This is a genomic window from Clostridium pacaense (assembly GCF_020709765.2).
GTDB lineage: Bacteria > Bacillota > Clostridia > Lachnospirales > Lachnospiraceae > Enterocloster > Enterocloster hominis.
In genome coordinates, this window is sequence record NZ_JAJFEB020000098.1 from 1 (window position 1) to 314 (window position 314).

Sequence of the window (314 nt, forward strand, 5' to 3'; positions counted from 1 at the left end):
TACTCGTCCGCGCGCTTCCTCCCGGAATCCGCATTCATCATGATGCCGGATGGGAAACTTGGGGATACCTTCTATGCACAGAAGGAAATGCCTTTGCCCAGGAAGTCCTTTTCATTCCTGCATCCAATGGGCCTTGGATGGGCTCCTGTTGCAAGAATCACGGTTTTCCCCTCGTAGACATTGCCCTTTGAATCAATCAGCCACTTTACCGCCCCTTCAAGCTCCGTCTTTTCAATGGCCGCGCTGACCCTGTGCACACCGAATTCCTCCACCTGCTTCGTCATACGCGCAATCAGGGTTGCCCCGGATTCCTC

The 314-nt window shown here is 54.1% G+C and carries 1 pseudogene; it reads right to left on the bottom strand.

Annotated elements, in window-relative coordinates:
- Positions 1-71 precede the first annotated feature (71 nt).
- Positions 72-314 (bottom strand): annotated as a pseudogene (locus LK536_RS58645) (thioredoxin-disulfide reductase); the annotation flags it as partial.